This is a genomic window from Escherichia sp. E2661 (assembly GCF_004745185.1).
Classification (GTDB): Bacteria; Pseudomonadota; Gammaproteobacteria; order Enterobacterales; family Enterobacteriaceae; genus Escherichia.
Genome location: NZ_PDIG01000019.1, coordinates 186,527 through 204,930 on the forward strand (window position 1 = coordinate 186,527; position 18,404 = coordinate 204,930).

Genomic DNA, 18,404 nt, shown 5'->3' on the forward strand with positions numbered 1-18,404 from the left:
TCTGATGTCGGGCATTCGCTCGCTACCGATTATTAAGCTGCTGACCGGATTATTGCTGCTCACCTGGCCGTTTGTGATTTGGCTTGGTTTGGCACATAACGGCCTGCATTGGCTGTTGCCGCTGATGGCGCTGTTGCTTTTGTTGCGCCTGCGCCAGACCCGTCGCCAGGCGGGGCCGCTACAAGCCGTAACACAAATCGTCGCTGTCGTAGGCATCGCCTTGTGTGTCGCCAGCTTTGCGTTGAAAACGCACCAGCTACTGCTGTTTTACCCGGTAGTGGTTAATACGGTCATGCTGGCGGTTTTTGGCGGTTCGCTGTGGTCGGCAATGCCGATAGTTGAGCGGTTGGCGCGTTTGCAGGAGCCAGACCTTCCGGAAAAGGGCGTGCGCTATACCCGACACGTCACGCAAATCTGGTGCGGCTTTTTCATCATCAACGGCGGAATTGCCCTCTTTACCGCGCTGCATGGCGATATGTCGTTATGGACTGCCTGGAACGGCATGATTGCTTATTTGTTGATGGGGACGTTAATGGCAGGTGAATGGCTGGTGCGCCGTCAGGTGATGAAAAGAGATCGCTCATGAAGCAGACCTTACCGCTTGCACGCTGGCTGACTGCGCCACGCCCTGATGACACGCCCATTGCGTGGCTGGACGAAAGCTCCTGGACGCTGGGCGATTTGCGTCACGATGTCGCGCAACTTATCTGCCGTTTGCAGCAACGGCCCGGGAAACGCTGGGCGCTATGCTTTGAGAACAGCTATCTGTTTATCGTTGCCCTGCTCGCCACGCTACACGCTGGAAAAAACGCCGGTGCTTCCGGGGCATAACCGTGTTAACCAGCTTAATGAGCAACGTGAACTGTTCGATGGTGTACTTAGCGACAGCGAACTTAACTGGCAAGGTTCATTGCTGTTGGTAGCAAGTTCCCCACAAGTCGCTACACAATCATTCACCTTTGCCGCCATAGCGCCAGATGCTTATATCGAGCTATTTACATCCGGTTCCACGGGACAGCCGAAGCGGGTGATTAAACCTGTTCATTTGCTGGACCGTGAAGCACAACTGCTGGCTGAACGATTAGGCGCACGTCTGGCGGGTTGTCGGGTGGTCGGTTCCGTATTGCCGCAGCATTTGTATGGCCTGACTTTTCGCGTTTTCCTGCCAATGGCGCTGGGATTACCGCTGCACGCCGCCATGCTCTGGTATGTCGAACAGTTTGCCGCGTTGAGTCATCAGCATCGCTATATCTTCATCAGCAGCCCGGCATTTTTGAAGCGTCTGGATGCTCAGCTATCCCCGCCGCCTGTTCAGGTGCTTCTCTCTGCTGGCGGTGAGCTGCCGTGGCAGGATGTACAACACACCGCAAGCTGGCTGCGCGTCTGGCCTGATGAAATCTACGGCAGCACGGAAACCGGCGTCATCGCCTGGCGTTACCGCGAACAAGAGCAACGCCGCTGGCTACCCTTCCCAGGTATGCAGTTCCAGGCCGAAGGCGATGCCTTTCGCCTCTTTTCACCGCTGATAGCGGAAGATAACGGCCTGTTACTCGACGATATCTTACAGTTTAGCGAAGATGGTCAGTTCCATCTGATGGGGCGTCGCGGACGCATCGTTAAGATTGAAGAAAAACGTATTTCTTTGCAGGAAGTGGAACAACGTCTGCTGGCGCTGGACGGTATTCGCGAGGTGGCGGCAGTTCCCGTTACGCGCGGCGGGCGTCAGTGCATTGGCGTTTTGCTGGTGCTGGATGATGAAGCTCATCTGCAATGGCAGAACGGCGGCGGGCATAGCCAGGAAATGACCTGGCGGCGATTACTGCGCCCGACGCTGGAGCCAGTTGCCATTCCGCGTTACTGGCGCGTTATTGATGAAATGCCAGTAAACAGTATGAACAAGCGTGTCTATGCGCAATTACAGGAGTTATTTCATGAAGCCCCATGAAATCGAGCGCCATCAGGCACAAGCGAATCACCTTGAGATTGTTTTGCATCTCAGGGCAGATCTGTTCTGGTTTCGCGGTCATTTTGCCGTGCAACCATTACTCCCTGGCGTGGCGCAAATCGACTGGGCGATGAGCTACGCGCTCACTCTGCTCGCGCCCGGCTGGCGTTTTCACTCCATTCAGAACATAAAATTCCAGTCTCCGTTGCTGCCGGAAAACCGCGTCACGCTCACGCTTAACTGGCAGGAAGAACGCCAGATTCTGAGCTTTAGCTATCAGCGTCACGACGGTGACGCCCGCCACACCGCCAGTAGCGGGAAGATCCGCCTATGTCGGTAAACTTTTCTCCCTGCGTGTTGATCCCCTGCTACAACCACGGCGCAATGATGCCGGGCGTGCTGGCGCGTCTTAAGCCATTTAATCTGCCCTGTATTGTGGTGGATGACGGCAGCGATGCCGCCACGCAACAGCAACTGGATAAGCTGGTTAGCGAACAGCCTGGCGTGACCTTAATTCGCCAGGCAGAAAACGCAGGTAAAGGCGCGGCGGTGATGCGCGGCTTACAGGCAGCGGCAGACGCGGGGTTCAGCCATGCGGTGCAGGTGGATGCTGACGGTCAACACGCGATTGAAGATATCCCCAAACTGCTGGCACTTGCCGAACAGCACCCTGCGGCGCTGATCTCCGGCCAGCCGATTTACGATGACTCCATTCCCCGCTCACGGCTGTACGGGCGCTGGGTCACCCACGTCTGGGTATGGGTAGAAACGCTCTCCCTGCAACTGAAAGACAGCATGTGCGGTTTTCGCGTTTATCCGGTTGCGCCAACGCTGCAACTGGCAAAACACGCCACCATCGGCAAGCGGATGGATTTCGACACCGAAGTGATGGTGCGCCTCTACTGGCAGGGAAATACCAGTTATTTCGTGCGACCCGCGTCACCTATCCGCAGGACGGGCTTTCGCATTTTGATGCCCTGAAAGATAACGTCCGCATCTCGCTCATGCACACGCGTCTGTTTTTCGGCATGTTGCCGCGTATTCCTTCGCTGTTAATGCGCCGCTCTTCCAGCCACTGGGCGCGGCAGAGTGAAGTGAAAGGATTATGGGGAATGCGCCTGATGCTGCTGGTCTGGCGTCTGCTGGGAAGAACGGCGTTTACCGCGCTGCTTTACCCGGTGGTGGGCGTCTACTGGCTCACCGCTGCTCGTGCGCGCAAAGCGTCGCAAGACTGGCTTGCCCGTGTGCGCCAACAGCAACCACAGGCAGCAAAACTCAACAGCTATCAGCACTTTCTACGTTTCGGCAACGCCATGCTCGACAAAATCGCCAGCTGGCGCGGCGAGCTGCAACTGGGGCGCGATGTGCTGTTTGCGCCAGGCGCAGAAGCGGCACTTAACGTCAGCGATCCGCGCGGCAAATTGCTGCTGGCCTCGCATCTTGGCGATGTGGAAGTGTGCCGGGCGCTGGCAAAAATTCAGGGCTACAAAACCATTAACGCGCTGGTGTTTAGCGAAAACGCCCAACGCTTTAAACAGATAATGCAGGAGATGGCTCCGCAGGCAGGCATCAACCTGATGCCGGTAACAGATATCGGCCCGGAAACCGCCATTCTGCTGAAAGAGAAGCTGGATAACGGCGAATGGGTGGCGATTGTCGGTGACCGCATCGCCGTCAACCCGCAACGCGGCGGCGACTGGCGCGTCTGCTGGAGTCCATTTATGGGCAAACCTGCGCCTTTCCCACAGGGGCCGTTTATTCTCGCGTCTATTTTGCGCTGCCCGGTGAATCTGATTTTCGCCCTGCGCCAGCACGGCAAGCTGCATATTCACTGCGAAACCTTTGCCGACCCGCTGCTGTTGCCGCGTGGCGAACGCCAGCAGGCGCTGCAAAACGCTATCGACCACTACGCCGCGCGCCTGGAACATTACGCGCTCCAGTCGCCCCTCGACTGGTTTAATTTTTTCGATTTCTGGCAACTGCCGGAAATTCAGGACAAGGAGTAAAGGGTGCTTAACGATCCCCGATTTACCGCTGAAGTCGAGCTGACCATTCCCTTTCACGACGTCGATATGATGGGCGTGGCCTGGCACGGTAACTATTTTCGCTACTTTGAAGTGGCCCGCGAGGCGCTGCTCAACCAGTTCAATTACGGCTATCGGCAGATGAAAGAGTCCGGTTATTTGTGGCCAGTGGTCGATGCGCGGGTGAAATATCGCCACGCTCTCACCTTTGAGCAGCGCATCCGCGTGCGTGCGCATATCGAAGAGTTCGAAAACCGTCTGCGGATTGGCTATCAGATTTTCGATGCCGAAACGGGCAAACGCGCCACCACCGGATACACCATCCAGGTCGCAGTAGACGAGCAAAGCCGCGAACTGTGCTTTGTCAGCCCCGATATTCTGTTTGAACGCATGGGAGTCAAACCATGAAATTTTTACCGCTGCTGGCGCTGCTGATTAGCCCGTTTGTGAGCGCCCTGACCCTGGACGATCTTCAGCAACGCTTTACCGAACAACCGGTGATCCGCGCCCATTTTGATCAAACCCGGACGATTAAAGATCTGCCGCAGCCGCTGCGATCTCAGGGCCAGATGTTGATCGCCCGCGACCAGGGGCTGTTGTGGGATCAAACTTCACCCTTCCCCATGCAGCTATTGCTCGACGATAAACGCATGGTGCAGGTGATCAACGGTCAGCCGCCGCAAATCATCACGGCAGAAAATAACCCGCAGATGTTCCAGTTTAACCACCTGCTGCGCGCGCTGTTCCAGGCCGATCGCAAAGTGCTGGAACAAAACTTCCGCGTCGAATTTGCCGATAAAGGCGAAGGCCGCTGGACGCTGCGCCTGACGCCGACCACCACGCCGCTGGATAAAATTTTCAACACCATCGATCTCGCCGGGCAAACCTATCTGGAGAGCATTCAGCTTAATGATAAACAGGGCGATCGCACCGATATCGCTCTTACCCAACATCAACTGACGCCAGCGCAACTGACCGATGACGAACGCCAACGTTTTGCCGCCCAGTAAACGCCCCGCGCTGTTATGGGGGCTAGTCTGCCTGGTCATGGCGGCGGCGTTGCTGATCCTGCTGCCGCAATCACGGCTGAACAGTAGCGTGCTGGCTATGTTACCCAAACAGGCGATGGGCGATATTCCTCCAGCGCTGAATGACGGCTTTATGCAGCGTCTGGACCGCCAACTGGTGTGGCTGGTCAGCCCCGGTAAAGAGGCTAATCCCAGGGTCGCTCAGGAGTGGCTGACGCTGCTGCAAAAATCCGCTGCGCTTGGCGACGTTAAAGGGCCAATGGATGCCGCCAGCCTGCAAGCGTGGGGAGCGTTTTTCTGGCAGCACCGCAACGGCCTGATTGACCCCGACACTCGCGCCCGCCTGCAAAACGGCGGCGAAGCGCAGGCGCAGTGGATCCTCTCCCAGCTTTATTCTGCGTTCTCCGGAGTAAGCGGCAAAGAGTTACAAAACGATCCGCTGATGTTAATGCGCGGCTCGCAGCTGGCGATGGCGAAAAACGGCCAGCGTTTGCGGCTGATGGATGGCTGGCTGGTAACGCAGGATCACCAGGGCAATTACTGGTATCTGCTGCACGGCGAACTGGCGGGATCGTCGTTTGATATGCAGCAAACCCACCAGCTCATCACGACCCTGAATACGCTGGAAAAGGATCTGAAAACGCGTTACCCGCAGGCGCAGTTGCTCTCGCGCGGCACGGTGTTTTACAGCGATTACGCCAGTCAACAGGCGAAGCAGGATATCTCCACCCTGGGCGTGGCAACGCTGCTGGGGGTGATATTGCTGATTGTGGCGGTGTTCCGCTCTTTACGCCCGTTGCTGCTCTGCGTGATTTCCATCGGCATCGGCGCGCTGGCGGGAACGGTCGCCACCTTGTTGATTTTCGGTGAATTACACCTGATGACGCTGGTGATGAGCATGAGCGTTATCGGCATTTCCGCTGACTACACGCTCTATTACCTCACCGAGCGGATGGTGCACGGCAACGACGTTTCGCCGTGGCAAAGCCTGGCGAAAGTGCGTAATGCCCTGCTGCTGGCGCTGCTCACCACCGTAGCAGCATATCTGATTATGATGCTCGCCCCTTTCCCTGGTATTCGCCAGATGGCGATTTTTGCCGCCGTCGGGTTGAGCGCCTCCTGTCTGACCGTCCTGTTCTGGCATCCGTGGCTGTGTCGTGGCCTGCCGGTGCGTCCGGTTCCGGCGATGGCGCTGATGCTGCGCTGGCTGGCGGCATGGCGGCGTAATAAAAAACTGTCGCTGGGTCTGCCCGTCGCGCTGGCGCTGTTTTCGCTGGCGGGGATGTCAATGCTGCGCGTCGATGACGATATCTCGCAGTTACAGGCGCTGCCGCAGCATATTCTGGCCCAGGAGAAAACCATTACCGCCCTGACCGGACAAAGCGTCGATCAAAAATGGTTTGTGGTTTACGGCGACTCCCCACAGCAAACCTTGGGACGACTGGAGACATTTACCACCTCGCTGGAGAAAGCGAAAAAAGACGGCCTTATCAGCAACTACCGCACTATTCCGCTGAACTCCCTGGCGCGGCAGGAGGAAGATTTACATCTGCTGAAAACGGCTGCCCCGACAGTAACGAAAGCACTGCAAAATGCCGGGCTGACGGCAGTGAATCCGGATCTCAACGCCATGCCGGTGAACGTTGATGAATGGTTGGCAAGCCCCGCCAGTGAAGGCTGGCGTCTGCTGTGGCTGACGCTGGAAAACGGCGCAAGCGGCGTGCTGGTGCCGGTTGAAGGGGTTAAAAATAGTGCGGCGCTACAGGAAATCTCCACATATTACCCTTGCGGCATTGCCTGGGTTGATCGCAAAAGCACCTTTGATGAATTGTTCGCACTTTACCGCTACGTCTTAACCGGCTTGTTGCTGGTGGCGCTGGCGGTGATTGCCTGCGGCGCAGTGGCCCGCCTCGGCTGGCGAAAAGGGCTTATCAGCCTGGTGCCTTCGGTACTTTCGCTGGGCTGCGGTCTGGCGGTGCTGGCGATGAGCGGGCAGGCGGTGAATCTCTTTTCGCTACTGGCGCTGGTGCTGGTGCTTGGCATCGGCATCAACTACACGCTGTTTTTCAGTAATCCGCGCGGTACACCGTTAACTTCCCTACTGGCGATCACGCTGGCAATGCTCACCACCTTGCTGACGCTGGGAATGCTGGTATTCAGCGCCACCCAGGCCATCAGCAGTTTTGGCATTGTGCTGGTGAGCGGTATTTTCACCGCCTTCCTGCTTTCGCCGCTGGCTATGCCCGATAAAAAGAGAACAAAAAAATGATCAAACCCACCTTCTGGCGAGCGTTCGCCCTGACCGCTACGCTTATCCTCACCGGCTGTAGCCACTCGCAACCAGAACAGGAAGGCCGCCCACAGGCGTGGCTGCAACCTGGCACGCGCATCACGCTGCCTGCGCCGGGGATTTCACCCTCCGTCAATTCCCAGCAACTGTTGACCGGCAGCTTCAACGGCAAAACCCAGTCGCTGCTAGTGATGCTTAACGCCGACGACCAGAAAATCACCCTTGCCGGGCTGTCGTCGGTCGGCATTCGCCTGTTTCTGGTGACCTACGATGCGCAAGGGCTACGCGCCGAGCAATCCATCGTCGTCCCACAGTTGCCGCCCGCAAGTCAGGTGCTGGCTGACGTGATGCTCAGCCACTGGCCGATTAGCGCCTGGCAGCCGCAACTTCCCACTGGCTGGACGCTTCGCGACAACGGTGACAAACGCGAACTGCGTAACGCCAGCGGCAAACTGGTCACGGAAATCACCTATCTGAATCGCAAGGGCAAACGCGTGCCAATCAGCATTGAACAGCATGTCTTTAAATACCACATCACCATTCAATACTTAGGTGACTGATATGATTTATATTTCCGCCGTCGGCATGATCAACGCCCTGGGAAATAACCTTGACGAAATCGCAGCCAACCTGACTCGCGGTGTCGCTCCCGGAATGCGCCCGCGCGCAGGCTGGTTGCAGGGGCATCCGCAGGCGGTCCTGGCTGGCGTGGATGGCGAGCTTCCGCTTATCCCCGAAAAATTCGCTGCGCACCGCTCGCGCAACAATCAGATCCTGCTGGCGGCGCTGGCGCAGATCCAGCCACAGGTTGATGACGCTATAGCGAAATATGGTCGCGAGCGCATCGCGATTGTACTTGGCACCAGCACCTCCGGCCTGCATGAGGGCGACACGCACGTTAACCTGCGCACCAACGGACAGCCGAGCACCACGTGGCACTATGCACAACAGGAACTCGGCGATCCGTCGCGTTTTCTCAGCCACTGGCTGGCGCTCGACGGCCCGGCCTATACCCTTTCAACCGCTTGCTCTTCCAGCGCCAGAGCGATGATCAGCGGGCGCAGGCTTATCGAAGCGGGGCTGGTCGATGCCGCCATTGTGGGTGGCGCAGACACCCTGAGCCGGATGCCAATTAACGGTTTTCACAGCCTCGAATCGCTGTCGCCAACCTTATGTCAGCCGTTTGGTCGTGACCGCGCGGGTATCACCATTGGCGAAGGGGCGGGACTGATGTTATTAACCCGTGAACCGCAGCCCATCGCGTTGCTGGGCGTTGGTGAATCGAGTGACGCTTACCATATTTCGGCCCCGCATCCGCAGGGCGAAGGGGCGATCCGCGCTATTAATCAGGCGCTGAACGATGCGCAGCTTACGCCGGATGACGTCGGCTATATCAACCTGCACGGCACCGCCACACAACTCAACGACCAGATTGAATCAATGGTGGTTAACGCCCTGTTTGGCGAACGCGTACCGTGCAGCTCCACCAAACATTTGACCGGACACACGCTGGGCGCGGCGGGCATTACCGAGGCGGCAATCAGCATGTTGATCTTACAGCGTGATTTACCGCTGCCCGCTCAGGACTTCAGCCTGTCGCCGCGCGATCCCACGCTGCCACCGTGCGGCATTATCGAAAAACCGCAGCCGCTGGCACGTCCGGTGATCCTGTCCAATTCCTTCGCTTTTGGCGGCAATAACGCCAGCATTCTGCTCGGGAGGGTTTCGTGAGCCACTATTTATCACCCGGCGCTTATCTGCCCCACGACGCGCCCATGTTACTGCTGGAAGACGTGGTGAGCGTCAGCGATGACAGCGCGGTGTGCCGCGTAACGGTTTCGCCCAGTGGCGTACTGGCACCGTTTCTCGACCCGGACGGCAATCTCCCTGGCTGGTTTGCCCTTGAACTGATGGCGCAAACCGTCGGCGTCTGGTCTGGCTGGCATCGCCACCAGCAGGGCAAAAACAGTATTGAGTTAGGGATGGTACTGGGCGCGCGTGAATTGCTTTGCGCCGCTGGCATTCTGCCCGCAGGCCAGACGCTGACCATTACCGTCAAACTGCTGATGCAAGACGATCGCTTCGGCAGTTTTGAGTGCAGCATCAACGATGGCGAGGCGACGGGCCGCATTAACACCTTCCAGCCGACCGCGGAAGAACTTTCCACCCTGTTTCAACAAGGAGCGTCCTGATGAGTCGTTCAGTTCTGGTTACCGGTGCCAGCAAAGGCATTGGTCGCGCCATCGCCCGCAAGCTTGCGGCAGACGGCTTTAACATTGGCGTTCACTATCACCGTGACGCCACAGGCGCTCAGGAAACGCTGAATGCCATTGTCGCCAACGGGGGTAACGGGCGTTTGCTCAGTTTCGACGTCGCAAACCGCGAACAGTGTCGGGAAGTGCTGGAGCATGAGATCGCGCAACACGGTGCCTGGTACGGCGTGGTCAGTAACGCCGGGATCGCCCGCGATGCCGCTTTTCCGGCTTTAAGCGATGACGACTGGGATGCGGTGATCCACACCAATCTCGACAGTTTCTACAACGTCATTCAGCCGTGCATTATGCCGATGATCGGTGCACGCCAGGGTGGACGCATCATCACGCTGTCCTCGGTTTCCGGCGTAATGGGCAATCGCGGCCAGGTGAATTACAGCGCTGCCAAAGCCGGAATTATCGGCGCAACAAAAGCACTGGCTATCGAACTCGCGAAGCGCAAAATCACCGTCAACTGCATCGCGCCGGGGCTTATTGATACCGGGATGATCGAAATGGAAGAGAGCGCCCTGAAAGAGGCAATGTCGATGATCCCCATGAAACGCATGGGCCAGGCGGAAGAAGTTGCCGGGCTTGCCAGCTATTTAATGTCTGATATTGCGGGTTACGTCACCCGCCAGGTTATTTCCATCAACGGAGGGATGTTATGACACGTCGCGTAGTGATTACAGGAATGGGCGGCGTGACTGCCTTTGGTGAAAACTGGCAGGACGTTTCTGCACGTCTGCTGGCGTATGAAAATGCGGTGCGCAAAATGCCGGAGTGGCAGGTTTACGACGGCCTGCACACCCTGCTTGGCGCGCCTGTTGATGATTTCACGCTACCGGAGCACTACACCCGCAAGCGTATCCGTGCGATGGGCCGCGTGTCGCAAATGTCGACCCGTGCCAGCGAGCTGGCGTTAGAGCAGGCAGGGTTGATTGGCGATCCGATATTAACCAGCGGCGAAACGGGAATTGCGTACGGTTCATCGACCGGCAGTACCGGCCCGGTGAGCGAGTTCGCCACCATGCTGACGGAAAAGCACACCAATAACATCACCGGCACCACCTATGTACAGATGATGCCACACACCACCGCGGTTAACACCGGGCTGTTTTTCGGCCTGCGCGGGCGGGTGATCCCAACCTCCAGCGCCTGTACCTCCGGCAGCCAGGCGATCGGTTATGCGTGGGAAGCCATTCGCCACGGTTATCAAACGGTGATGGTTGCCGGTGGTGCCGAAGAGTTATGCCCTTCAGAAGCGGCGGTGTTTGATACCCTTTTTGCCACCAGCCAGCACAATGATGCGCCGAAAACCACACCTTCACCGTTCGATGAAAACCGCGACGGACTGGTGATTGGTGAAGGCGCAGGTACGCTCATTCTCGAAGAACTGGAGCACGCCAAAGCGCGCGGCGCGACCATTTACGGTGAAATCGTCGGCTTTGCGACTAACTGCGACGCGGCACATATTACCCAGCCGCAGCGCGAAACCATGCAGTATTGTATGGAGCAATCGCTGAAAATCGCCGGGTTAAGCGCACAAGATATCGGCTATATTTCGGCGCATGGCACGGCGACCGATCGTGGTGATATGGCAGAAAGTCTGGCGACAGCAACCATTTACGGTGATAATGTGCCGCTCTCCTCGCTGAAAAGTTATTTTGGTCATACGCTTGGTGCCTGTGGCGCGCTCGAAGCCTGGATGAGTCTGCAAATGATGCGTGAAGGTTGGTTTGCGCCTACGCTAAACCTGAATAAACCAGACCCGAACTGTGGCGCGCTGGATTACATCATGCATGAAGCCCGCAAGGTTGATTGTGAGTTTTTGCAGAGTAACAACTTTGCCTTTGGCGGCATTAATACATCCATCATCATTAAACGTTGGCCCTGATATGTATCGGATAGTTCTGGGGAAAGTTTCGACCTTAAGCGCAGCTCCACTGCCACCGGGTTTACGCGAGCAAGCACCGCAAGGTCCACGACGCGAACGCTGGCTGGCGGGGCGTGCATTGCTTTCGCACACGCTTTCCCCGCTACCGGAGATCATCTATGGCGAACAAGGCAAACCTGCATTCGCGCCGGAAACGCCGCTATGGTTCAACTTAAGCCATAGCGGTGACGATATCGCCCTGCTGTTGAGCGATGAAGGCGAAGTCGGCTGCGATATCGAAGTGATTCGCCCGCGCGCCAACTGGCGCTGGCTGGCGAACGCCGTGTTCAGCCTCGGGGAACACGCTGAAATGGACGCCGTGCATCCTGATCAGCAGCTGGAAATGTTCTGGCGCATCTGGACGCGCAAAGAAGCCATCGTTAAACAGCGTGGCGGCAGCGCCTGGCAAATCGTCAGCGTAGACAGCACCTATCAGTCCTCGCTGTCAGTCAGCCATTGCCAGCTCGACAATTTAAGCCTGGCAATCTGCACCCCTACCCCCTTTACGCTCACCGCCGACAGTGTGCAATGGATCGATTCAGTTAACTGATCCGCCCACCCGACTGTCCATCTATTGATCCAGAACAGGTAATCAGTATGACGAATACTTAAAATCGTCATACTTATTTCCGCCATCTATTTTAATCCATTGGGGTTACCATGCTCTCCACACTCCGCCGCACTCTATTTGCGCTGCTGGCTTGTGCGTCTTTTATCGTCCATGCCGCCGCACCAGATGAAATCACCACCGCCTGGCCGGTGAACGTCGGGCCACTAAACCCGCACCTTTACACGCCTAACCAGATGTTCGCCCAGAGCATGGTTTATGAACCGCTGGTGAAATATCAGGCTGATGGTTCGGTGATCCCGTGGCTGGCAAAAAGCTGGACTCATTCAGAAGATGGTAAAACCTGGACCTTCACCCTGCGTGATGACGTGAAATTCTCCAACGGCGAACCGTTTGATGCCGAGGCAGCGGCAGAAAACTTCCGCGCAGTGCTCGATAACCGTCAACGTCACGCCTGGCTGGAGCTGGCAAACCAGATTGTTGATGTCAAAGCACTCAGTAAAAACGAGCTGCAAATCACCCTGAAAAGCGCCTACTATCCTTTCCTGCAAGAACTGGCCCTGCCCCGTCCTTTCCGTTTTATCGCCCCCTCGCAGTTTAAAAACCATGAAACCATGAACGGAATTAAAGCGCCGATTGGCACCGGACCGTGGATTTTGCAGGAATCGAAACTGAATCAGTACGATGTCTTCGTCCGTAACGAAAACTACTGGGGCGAAAAGCCAGCGATTAAAAAGATCACCTTTAACGTCATCCCGGACCCGACTACCCGCGCGGTGGCGTTTGAAACTGGCGATATCGACCTGCTGTACGGAAACGAAGGGTTATTACCGCTCGATACCTTCGCCCGCTTTAGCCAGAACCCGGCTTACCACACTCAACTGTCACAGCCGATCGAAACCGTGATGCTGGCGCTCAACACCGCCAAAGCCCCCACCAACGAGCTGGCAGTACGTGAAGCTCTTAATTACGCGGTGAACAAAAAATCGCTGATTGATAACGCGTTGTATGGCACCCAGCAGGTCGCCGACACCCTGTTTGCCCCTTCTGTGCCCTACGCCAACCTCGGCCTGAAACCGCGCCAGTACGATCCGCAAAAAGCGAAAGCGTTGCTGGAAAAAGCCGGTTGGACGCTGCCTGCGGGCAAAGACATCCGCGAGAAAAATGGTCAGCCGCTGCGCATTGAACTTTCATTCATCGGCACCGATGCGTTAAGTAAATCGATGGCGGAAATCATTCAGGCTGATATGCGCCAGATTGGCGCAGATGTCTCGCTGATTGGCGAAGAAGAGAGCAGTATCTATGCTCGTCAGCGCGACGGTCGTTTTGGCATGATTTTCCACCGCACCTGGGGCGCGCCATACGATCCACACGCCTTCCTGAGTTCAATGCGCGTACCGTCGCATGCTGACTTCCAGGCACAGCAAGGATTAGCCGACAAGCCGCTGATTGATAAAGAGATCGGCGAAGTGCTGGCGACCCATGACGAAACGCAACGTCAGGCGCTGTATCGCGACATTCTGACCCGTCTGCATGACGAGGCGGTTTATCTGCCGATCAGCTACATCTCAATGATGGTGGTATCAAAACCGGAGCTGGGTAACATCCCCTACGCGCCGATCGCCACCGAAATTCCGTTCGAACAGATTAAACCGGTGAAACCTTAATGTTGCGTTACGTATTACGCCGCTTTCTGCTGCTGATCCCGATGGTGCTCGCCGCCTCGGTGATCATTTTTCTGATGCTGCGCCTCGGCACCGGCGACCCGGCGCTCGATTATCTGCGTCTGTCTAACCTGCCGCCGACGCCGGAGATGCTGGCCTCTACCCGCACCATGCTGGGGCTGGATCAGCCGCTGTACGTCCAGTACGGTACCTGGTTGTGGAAGGCGCTGCATCTCGACTTTGGTATCTCATTCGCCAGCCAACGCCCGGTGCTGGACGATATGCTGAACTTCCTGCCCGCCACGCTGGAACTGGCAGGTGCCGCGCTGGTATTAATTCTGCTCACTTCCGTGCCGCTCGGTATCTGGGCGGCGCGCCATCGCGACCGTCTGCCGGATTTCGCCGTACGTTTCATCGCGTTTCTTGGCGTGTCGATGCCTAACTTCTGGCTGGCGTTTTTACTGGTAATGGCGTTTTCGGTGTATCTGCAATGGCTACCCGCGATGGGTTACGGCGGCTGGCAGCACATCATTTTGCCTGCGGTTTCCATTGCCTTTATGTCGCTGGCGATTAACGCGCGACTGCTGCGCGCCAGTATGCTGGACGTCGCCGGTCAGCGTCACGTCACCTGGGCGCGGCTGCGCGGCCTGAACGACAAACAGACCGAACGTCGCCATATTCTGCGCAATGCCTCGCTGCCGATGATTACTGCCGTGGGGATGCACATCGGCGAACTGATCGGCGGGACGATGATTATCGAAAACATCTTTGCCTGGCCGGGCGTCGGGCGCTATGCGGTGTCGGCGATTTTTAACCGTGACTATCCGGTGATCCAGTGCTTTACGCTGATGATGGTGGTGGTTTTTGTGGTCTGTAATTTGATTGTCGATTTGCTCAACGCCGCGCTGGACCCGCGCATTCGTCGTCATGAAGGAGCGCACGCGTGAAATTTTTCCTCTCTTCCCGCTGGTCGGTACGCCTGGCGCTGGTAATTATCGCCCTGCTGGCGCTGATTGCGCTCACCAGCCAGTGGTGGCTGCCGTATGACCCCCAGGCGATTGATCTGCCGTCGCGCCTGCTCTCGCCGGATGCGCAGCACTGGCTGGGCACCGATCACTTAGGGCGCGATATTTTCTCGCGGCTGATGGCAGCGACCCGCGTGTCGCTCGGTTCGGTAATGGCCTGTCTGCTGCTGGTGCTGACATTAGGGCTGGTTATTGGCGGCAGCGCCGGACTGATTGGCGGACGCGTTGATCAGGCCACCATGCGCGTCGCCGATATGTTTATGACCTTCCCGACCTCGATTCTGTCGTTCTTTATGGTCGGCGTGCTCGGCACCGGGTTAACCAACGTGATTATCGCCATCGCCCTGTCGCACTGGGCATGGTACGCGCGCATGGTGCGCAGCCTTGTGATTTCACTGCGCCAGCGCGAGTTTGTGCTGGCATCACGGCTTTCCGGCGCGGGCCATGTGCGGGTGTTTGTTGATCATCTGGCAGGTGCGGTGATCCCCTCGCTGCTGGTGCTGGCAACGCTGGATATCGGCCATATGATGCTGCACGTCGCGGGGATGTCTTTCCTTGGCCTCGGTGTGACCGCGCCGACCGCCGAATGGGGCGTGATGATTAACGACGCGCGCCAGTATATCTGGACCCAGCCGCTGCAAATGTTCTGGCCGGGGCTGGCGCTGTTTATCAGCGTGATGGCCTTTAACCTGGTGGGTGACGCACTGCGCGATCATCTGGACCCTCATCTGGTGACGGAGCACGCACACTAATGCCGCAACAGATTGAACTACGTAATATCGCGCTACAGGCCGCGCAACCGCTGGTGCACGGCGTATCGTTAACCCTTAAACGCGGGCGTGTGCTGGCGTTAGTCGGCGGTAGCGGCAGCGGGAAATCACTGACCTGCGCCGCGACGCTGGGCATTTTGCCCGCAGGCGTTCGCCAGACGGCGGGGGAAATTTTAGCCGATGGCAAACCGGTTTCTCCCTGCGCCCTGCGCGGCATCAAAATTGCCACCATCATGCAGAACCCGCGCAGCGCCTTTAATCCGCTACACACCATGCAGACCCACGCGCGGGAAACCTGCCTGGCGCTGGGGAAACCCGCCGATGACGCTACGCTTACCGCTGCCATAGAAGCGGTGGGGCTGGAAAACGCCGCGCGCGTATTGAAGCTGTACCCGTTCGAGATGAGCGGCGGTATGTTGCAGCGTATGATGATTGCGATGGCGGTGCTGTGTGAATCGCCGTTTATCATCGCCGATGAACCGACCACCGATCTCGACGTGGTAGCGCAGGCGCGCATCCTCGATCTGCTGGAAAGCATTATGCAAAAACAAGCACCGGGAATGCTGCTGGTCACCCATGATATGGGCGTTGTGGCGCGTCTGGCGGATGACGTGGCGGTGATGTCACACGGTAAAATTGTCGAACAGGGCGATGTCGAAACGCTGTTTAACGCCCCCAAACATGCAGTGACGCGCAGCCTGGTTTCTGCGCATCTCGCCCTCTACGGTATGGAGCTGGCATCATGACTTTACTTAACGTCTCCGGCCTTTCCCATCACTATGCGCACGGTGGATTTAGCGGTAAGCACCAGCATCAGGCGGTGCTTAATAACGTTTCGCTGACCCTGAAAAGCGGTGAAACCGTCGCCCTGCTGGGGCGCAGCGGCTGCGGAAAAAGCACTCTCGCGCGGCTGCTGGTAGGCTTAGAATCGCCCTCACAAGGGAATATTAGCTGGCGCGGCGAACCGTTGGCGAAACTTAATCGCGCGCAACGTAAAGCGTTCCGCCGCGATATTCAGATGGTATTTCAGGACTCCATCAGCGCCGTGAATCCGCGCAAAACCGTGCGCGAGATCCTGCGTGAACCGATGCGCCACCTGCTATCACTGAAAAAATCCGAACAACTGGCGCGCGCCAGCGAAATGCTGAAGGCGGTCGATCTCGACGACAGCGTGCTCGACAAGCGCCCACCGCAGTTAAGCGGCGGCCAGCTCCAGCGCGTCTGCCTGGCTCGCGCGCTGGCGGTCGAACCGAAACTGCTGATTCTGGATGAAGCGGTTTCTAACCTTGACCTCGTGTTACAGGCGGGCGTCATTCGCCTGCTGAAAAAGCTGCAACAACAGTTTGGCACCGCCTGCCTGTTCATCACCCACGACTTACGTCTTGTAGAACGCTTTTGCCAGCGAGTGATGGTGATGGACAACGGACAAATCGTCGAAACCCAAGTGGTGGGAGATAAATTAACCTTTTCCTCTGACGCCGGACGTGTGCTACAAAACGCGGTATTACCCGCATTCCCCGTGCGCCGTCGCGCCACAGAAAAGGTTTAACGCAAATGCAACGAGTCACCATCACGCTTGATGACGATTTACTGGAGACGCTGGACAGCCTGAGCCAGCGTCGTGGTTATAACAACCGTTCCGAGGCTATCCGCGATATTCTGCGTAGCGCCCTGGCGCAGGAAGCTACCCAGCAGCACGGCACACAAGGTTTCGCGGTGCTGTCGTATGTGTATGAACACGAAAAAACGCGACTTAGCCAGCCGTATTGTCTCCACGCAGCATCACCACCACGATCTCTCGGTTGCCACGCTGCATGTGCACATTAATCACGACGACTGTCTGGAAATCGCCGTGCTGAAAGGTGACATGGGCGACGTGCAGCATTTTGCCGATGACGTCATCGCCCAGCGCGGCGTGCGGCACGGGCATTTGCAGTGCTTGCCGAAGGAAGATTAACTCCTACCAACGCGCCGTTATTTCCTGACGGCGCAGTAAATTCCTGCCAAATATCGACTCACGTCACATTTTTTTGATCACGATTTGGTCCCTCAAAATGTGAGACGCTTCGATCCTCTTTTTCGCCTGCTCACCTACTATACGCTTGAAGTTGTCCATGATTGTCCATAGACAACTGTAAATGTTCAGGTGCGCGCCATGAAATCATTAAGTAAGTCGTCACAAATACCGCTCTATCAACAAGTGGTGGAGTGGATAAGAGAAAGTATTTATACCGGGGATCTGGTGGAAGACGATCGCATTCCTTCGGAATACCAGATTATGGATATGCTGGAAGTGAGTCGGGGAACCGTTAAAAAAGCGGTCGCCCAACTGGTAAAAGAAGGCGTGTTGATTCAGGTCCAGGGCAAGGGAACATTTGTCAAAAAAGAGAACGTGGCATATCCGTTAGGTGAAGGATTATTGTCATTCGCGGAATCGCTGGAAAGCCAGAAAATACATTTTACTACTGAAGTTATTACGTCACGGATTGAACCGGCTAATCGTTATGTGGCAGAGAAATTAAGAATAACGCCCGGTCAGGACATTCTTTACCTTGAGCGTTTACGTTCAATTGGTGATGAAAAAGCAATGCTGATAGAGAACCGTATCAATATTGAGCTATGCCCCGGCATCGCGGAAATCGATTTTAATCAACACAATTTATTTCCAACAATAGAAAGTTTGTCGCAAAGAAAAATTCGTTACTCGGAAAGTCGCTATGCCGCGCGATTAATTGGTAATGAACGCGGTCATTTTTTAGATATCAGTGAAGATGCACCCGTTTTGCATCTGGAGCAGTTAGTCTTTTTCTCCCGAGGGTTACCCGTTGAGTTTGGCAATGTCTGGTTAAAAGGCAATAAATATTATCTTGGCACCGTGCTGCAACGTCGGGAAGTGAGTTAA

Annotated in this window: 17 protein-coding genes and 3 pseudogenes; all 20 read left to right on the forward strand. The window is 56.6% G+C overall.

Going from position 1 to position 18,404, the window contains the following annotated elements; genetic code table 11:
* Positions 1-4: 4 nt before the first annotated feature.
* The 20 genes and pseudogenes from CRI63_RS10480 (at position 5) to CRI63_RS10575 (ending at position 18,404) form a co-directional block, all read left to right on the forward strand.
* Complete coding sequence (locus CRI63_RS10480) at positions 5-586, forward strand: hypothetical protein (RefSeq protein ID WP_135519457.1); 582 nt, start codon at positions 5-7, stop codon at positions 584-586.
* Positions 583-1,945, forward strand: a pseudogene (locus tag CRI63_RS10485) (acyl-CoA synthetase). Before CRI63_RS10480 ends, CRI63_RS10485 begins: the two are co-directional and overlap by 4 nt.
* Positions 1,932-2,285, forward strand: coding sequence for a 3-hydroxyacyl-ACP dehydratase FabZ family protein (locus CRI63_RS10490; protein WP_001592834.1), 354 nt, complete (start codon positions 1,932-1,934; stop codon positions 2,283-2,285). The pseudogene CRI63_RS10485 and the gene CRI63_RS10490 overlap by 14 nt, the downstream one beginning before the upstream one ends.
* Positions 2,276-3,951 (forward strand): annotated as a pseudogene (locus CRI63_RS10495) (glycosyltransferase). Before CRI63_RS10490 ends, CRI63_RS10495 begins: the two are co-directional and overlap by 10 nt.
* A 3-nt stretch (positions 3,952-3,954) precedes the next feature.
* Positions 3,955-4,377, forward strand: coding sequence for a thioesterase family protein (locus CRI63_RS10500; RefSeq protein WP_000930891.1), 423 nt, complete (start codon positions 3,955-3,957; stop codon positions 4,375-4,377).
* On the forward strand, positions 4,374-4,979 hold the full coding sequence (locus tag CRI63_RS10505) for an outer membrane lipoprotein carrier protein LolA (protein ID WP_000670564.1): 606 nt from the start codon (positions 4,374-4,376) through the stop codon (positions 4,977-4,979). Before CRI63_RS10500 ends, CRI63_RS10505 begins: the two co-directional genes overlap by 4 nt.
* Positions 4,948-7,266: an MMPL family transporter gene (locus CRI63_RS10510; RefSeq protein WP_135519459.1), complete on the forward strand. Its 2,319-nt coding sequence runs from the start codon at positions 4,948-4,950 to the stop codon at positions 7,264-7,266. The genes CRI63_RS10505 and CRI63_RS10510 overlap by 32 nt, the downstream gene beginning before the upstream one ends.
* Positions 7,263-7,847, forward strand: a complete 585-nt coding sequence (locus CRI63_RS10515; RefSeq protein ID WP_135519461.1) for a DUF3261 domain-containing protein — start codon at positions 7,263-7,265, stop codon at positions 7,845-7,847. The genes CRI63_RS10510 and CRI63_RS10515 overlap by 4 nt, the downstream gene beginning before the upstream one ends.
* Position 7,848: 1 nt before the next feature.
* Positions 7,849-9,018 (forward strand): beta-ketoacyl-[acyl-carrier-protein] synthase family protein, encoded by a 1,170-nt coding sequence (locus CRI63_RS10520; protein WP_135519463.1) that lies wholly within the window; start codon positions 7,849-7,851, stop codon positions 9,016-9,018.
* A complete protein-coding gene (locus tag CRI63_RS10525; RefSeq protein ID WP_135519465.1) occupies positions 9,015-9,479 on the forward strand; it encodes a 3-hydroxy-fatty acyl-ACP dehydratase in 465 nt (154 codons plus the stop codon). The genes CRI63_RS10520 and CRI63_RS10525 overlap by 4 nt, the downstream gene beginning before the upstream one ends.
* Positions 9,479-10,210, forward strand: a complete 732-nt coding sequence (locus CRI63_RS10530) for a 3-ketoacyl-ACP reductase FabG2 (RefSeq protein WP_135519467.1) — start codon at positions 9,479-9,481, stop codon at positions 10,208-10,210. Before CRI63_RS10525 ends, CRI63_RS10530 begins: the two co-directional genes overlap by 1 nt.
* Positions 10,207-11,436 carry a beta-ketoacyl-ACP synthase gene (locus CRI63_RS10535; protein ID WP_000198472.1) on the forward strand — a complete coding sequence of 410 codons (1,230 nt, stop codon included), beginning with the start codon at positions 10,207-10,209 and terminating at the stop codon, positions 11,434-11,436. The genes CRI63_RS10530 and CRI63_RS10535 overlap by 4 nt, the downstream gene beginning before the upstream one ends.
* A 1-nt stretch (position 11,437) precedes the next feature.
* Complete coding sequence (gene acpT, locus CRI63_RS10540; RefSeq protein WP_130217788.1) at positions 11,438-12,025, forward strand: 4'-phosphopantetheinyl transferase AcpT; 588 nt, start codon at positions 11,438-11,440, stop codon at positions 12,023-12,025.
* A 110-nt stretch (positions 12,026-12,135) separates the two neighbouring features.
* The gene (gene nikA / locus CRI63_RS10545; RefSeq protein WP_044866693.1) at positions 12,136-13,710 is read left to right on the forward strand and encodes a nickel ABC transporter substrate-binding protein; all 1,575 of its coding nucleotides are present in this window, start codon (positions 12,136-12,138) and stop codon (positions 13,708-13,710) included.
* Entirely contained in the window at positions 13,710-14,654 is a 945-nt protein-coding gene (gene nikB, locus CRI63_RS10550; protein WP_000947068.1) for a nickel ABC transporter permease subunit NikB, read from the forward strand. Before nikA ends, nikB begins: the two co-directional genes overlap by 1 nt.
* On the forward strand, positions 14,651-15,484 hold the full coding sequence (nikC, locus tag CRI63_RS10555) for a nickel ABC transporter permease subunit NikC (protein WP_135519469.1): 834 nt from the start codon (positions 14,651-14,653) through the stop codon (positions 15,482-15,484). The genes nikB and nikC overlap by 4 nt, the downstream gene beginning before the upstream one ends.
* Positions 15,484-16,248, forward strand: a complete 765-nt coding sequence (gene nikD / locus CRI63_RS10560; RefSeq protein ID WP_135519471.1) for a nickel import ATP-binding protein NikD — start codon at positions 15,484-15,486, stop codon at positions 16,246-16,248. Before nikC ends, nikD begins: the two co-directional genes overlap by 1 nt.
* Positions 16,245-17,051 carry a nickel import ATP-binding protein NikE gene (gene nikE / locus CRI63_RS10565; protein WP_135519473.1) on the forward strand — a complete coding sequence of 269 codons (807 nt, stop codon included), beginning with the start codon at positions 16,245-16,247 and terminating at the stop codon, positions 17,049-17,051. The genes nikD and nikE overlap by 4 nt, the downstream gene beginning before the upstream one ends.
* A 5-nt stretch (positions 17,052-17,056) precedes the next feature.
* A pseudogene (gene nikR, locus CRI63_RS10570) lies at positions 17,057-17,459 on the forward strand (nickel-responsive transcriptional regulator NikR).
* Between the two features lie 198 nt (positions 17,460-17,657).
* Positions 17,658-18,404 (forward strand): GntR family transcriptional regulator, encoded by a 747-nt coding sequence (locus CRI63_RS10575; protein WP_001308115.1) that lies wholly within the window; start codon positions 17,658-17,660, stop codon positions 18,402-18,404.